General features: G+C 70.9%; 2 protein-coding genes. One reads left to right on the top strand and one right to left on the bottom strand.

Translation table 11 applies throughout. The features are described 5' to 3' along the window. Window positions 1–251, bottom strand: a 251-nt coding sequence (locus JWQ91_RS14740; protein WP_297785745.1) for a hypothetical protein, incomplete at its 3' end; no start/stop codon positions are given. A gap of 436 nt (window positions 252–687) precedes the next feature. Between JWQ91_RS14740 and JWQ91_RS14735 the strand changes: the two genes are divergently transcribed. Then, entirely contained in the window at window positions 688–2,979 is a 2,292-nt protein-coding gene (locus JWQ91_RS14735) for a catalase (protein ID WP_297785742.1), read from the top strand. Window positions 2,980–3,024 lie beyond the last annotated feature (45 nt).

The following is a 3,024-nucleotide window of genomic DNA, read 5'->3' as shown; positions in this document are numbered from 1 at the left end:
CCGTCGCAGATCAGCACAGCGGTGGCCGTGCCGTGGATGGGGCTGCGGTGATGTGCGGCGCTCACCTGGACGTACCTCCTGTCGGACTCCAGCCCGCGCCACGCGATGACCTGCGGTGACGGCAGCGTGGTGGCCCACGCCAGGAGCTCGGCGGGATCATCGACGCTGACGCTGACATCCCCCACGATGTCGATGCGACGACTGATCCGCAACAGCATGCCGAGCTGGCGTGCGTCGTCGGACGGATACATGGCGCACCTCCCTCGGGCCGCAGCCGACTTCTCCCGAACTCCAACGGTTGGCGTGCCGGCCTCGTGGCCCGGGGCCGACACGCCACCGCGAGGAACCCCTCGGTTCCGTCGCCGACAAGGCCGCGACGTGCCGCCACCTGTCTGCGTGAGCCGGTGGCGGAGTCCTGTCACGTCCAGCGTGACCCTGTCGATCTGGGCCGGTTCCCGTATGAGGAGAACCGTGCGCCAGGTCTGCGTCGACCTTGAGTTCCCCATCGAGTATGCGCAGCGTCACAGAGGCTGGCAAGGACGATCGCCGCAAATAAAATCATGCGGCGATCCGCATCGTGACAGTCCCGCCACGTCCCTCGGGTCAAATCTGTGCCGTTTGCCGGGGCGACCCTCCGGGTACGTGCGCACGTCCGCAGATCGCGGCACCACGACCACGAGGGGGACCATGACGAAGAACGAGCCCGGCGGACTGGCCGGCAAGGCACGAGACATCGCCGGCGAGGTCGCGCACGAGGCCAAGAAGGCCGTGACGGACGCGGCGCCACTCATCCCCGGCACACCGGGCAGCGGCACACCCACCGTCGACGAGCCCACCGAGCCGCACGACCCGCTGCCGCCCAAGCCCGCCCAGCACGGACCGGTCCCGCACTCCCCGACCGGCGCACCGTCCAAGGACGGCGAGCTCGCCGCGGCGCAGCAGGGTGCGCACCTCACGACCGCGACCGGGGTCCCGCTCCGCGACACCGATCACTCACTCAAGGCCGGACCCCGCGGGCCGGTCCTGCTGCAGGACCACCACCTGCGCGAGAAGATCATGCACTTCGACCACGAGCGCATCCCCGAGCGCGTCGTGCATGCCCGCGGCGCGGCCGCCCACGGCGTCTTCACCTCGAACGGCGCCGCCTCGGAGCTGACCCGCGCGGCGTTCCTCGCCAAGGGTGCGACGACCCCGGTGTTCACCAGGTTCTCGACCGTCCTGGGCTCGCGCGGCTCGGCCGACACGGTCCGTGACACCCGCGGCTTCGCGGTGAAGTTCTACACGACCGAGGGCAACTTCGACCTGGTCGGCAACAACATCCCGGTCTTCTTCATCCAGGACGCGATCAAGTTCCCGGACGTCATCCACGCGGGCAAGCCGCACCCGGATCTGGAGATCCCCCAGGCGCAGAGCGCGCACGACACGTTCTGGGACTTCGTGTCCCTGCACACCGAGGGCCAGCACCACGCGATCTGGAACATGTCCGACCGCGGCATCCCGCGGTCGTACCGGATGATGGAGGGCTTCGGCGTCCACACGTTCCGCCTCGTCAACGCCGCGGGCGAGACGACCCTGGTGAAGTTCCACTGGAAGCCGCGCCTCGGCGTCCACTCCCTGACCTGGGAGGAGGCGCAGCTCGCCGCCGGCGTCGACCCGGACTTCCACCGTCGGGACCTCGCGGACGCGATCGAGGCCGGCGCCCACCCCGAGTGGGACCTCGCCGTGCAGGTCTTCCCCGACACCCCGGACCAGATGTTCGAGGGCATCGACCTGCTCGACTCGACCAAGCTCGTGCCCGAGGAGCTCGCCCCGGTGCAGGTCATCGGGACCATGACGCTCAACGCCAACCCGGGCAACTACTTCGCCGAGACCGAGCAGGTCGCGTTCCACGCCGGCCACTTCGTGCCGGGCATCGACGCGACCGACGACCCGCTGTTCCAGGGCCGGCTGTTCTCCTACCTCGACACCCAGCTGACCCGCCTGGGCGGGCCGAACTTCGACCAGATCCCGATCAACCGGCCGCACGCCCCGGTCAACGACATGCTGCGGGACGGCTTCCACCAGGACGCCGTGCACACCGGGATCGCGCCCTACAGGCCCAACTCGCTCGACGGCGGCTGCCCGTTCCTCGCCGGTGAGGACATGAGCGCGTTCATCGACGTGCCCCAGCCGGTCGAGGCGTCGACCAAGGTGCGTGAGGCACCCGCGACGTACGACGACCACTTCAGCCAGGCCCGGCTGTTCTGGTTGAGCCTGACCCCGGTCGAGCAGGCGCACGTCGCCCAGTCGTACACGTTCGAGCTCGGCAAGTGCTACGAGCAGGCGATCAAGGAGCGCCAGCTGCTGGCACTGGCCAACATCGACCCCGACCTGTGCGCCACCGTCGCGGCCGGCCTCGGCCTGCCCGCGCCGGAGCCGACGATCCCGTTGACCGACGAGGTGCCCAGCCCGGCACTCTCGCAGGTCGGTGGGACGTGGCCGGCCGACGGACGGCTCGTGGGCATCGTCGTGCCGGACGGGGTCGACGATCTCGGCGACGTCCGGGCCGCGCGTGACGCGATCTTCGCGGCGGGCATGGTGCCGCTGGTGATCGCCTCGACCGGCGGGATGCTGACCGACGAGGCCGGCGACCCCGTGCCGGTGCAGCGGACGTTCCTCACGGTCCGGTCGATCGAGCTCGACACGATCCTGCTGGCCGGTGCCCCGGCGCCGGCCCCGGACGCCGATCCGGCCGTGGACGCCAAGGGCGGCGCGCCGACCGTCGGCGTCCTCGACCCGCGGGTCGCGCTGCTGGTCTCCGAGGCGTACCGCCACGGCAAGGCCCTCGGCGGCTGGGGAGACGCCCTCTCGGTCCTCGAGGCCAGCGGGCTCCCGGCGGCACCCGAGGGCGTCTACCTCGGTGACGACGCGGCGGACGTGGTCGCGCACGTCATCGAGCTGCTGGGCAGCCACCGGGTGTGGGAGCGCTTCCCGGCCTGATCCGTCGATGTACGAGAGCCCCCGCCGACTCCGGCGGGGGCTCTC

Origin of the sequence: Aeromicrobium sp., assembly GCF_025965075.1 — a bacterium.
Taxonomy (GTDB): Bacteria; Actinomycetota; Actinomycetes; order Propionibacteriales; family Nocardioidaceae; genus Aeromicrobium.
This window is presented reverse-complemented; position numbering and strand designations above follow the sequence as displayed.

Excerpts from the sequence above, each read along its gene's own strand:
- JWQ91_RS14735 (WP_297785742.1), top strand. The coding sequence starts at position 688 with ATGACGAAGAACGAGCCCGGCGGACTGGCCGGCAAGGCACGAGACATC.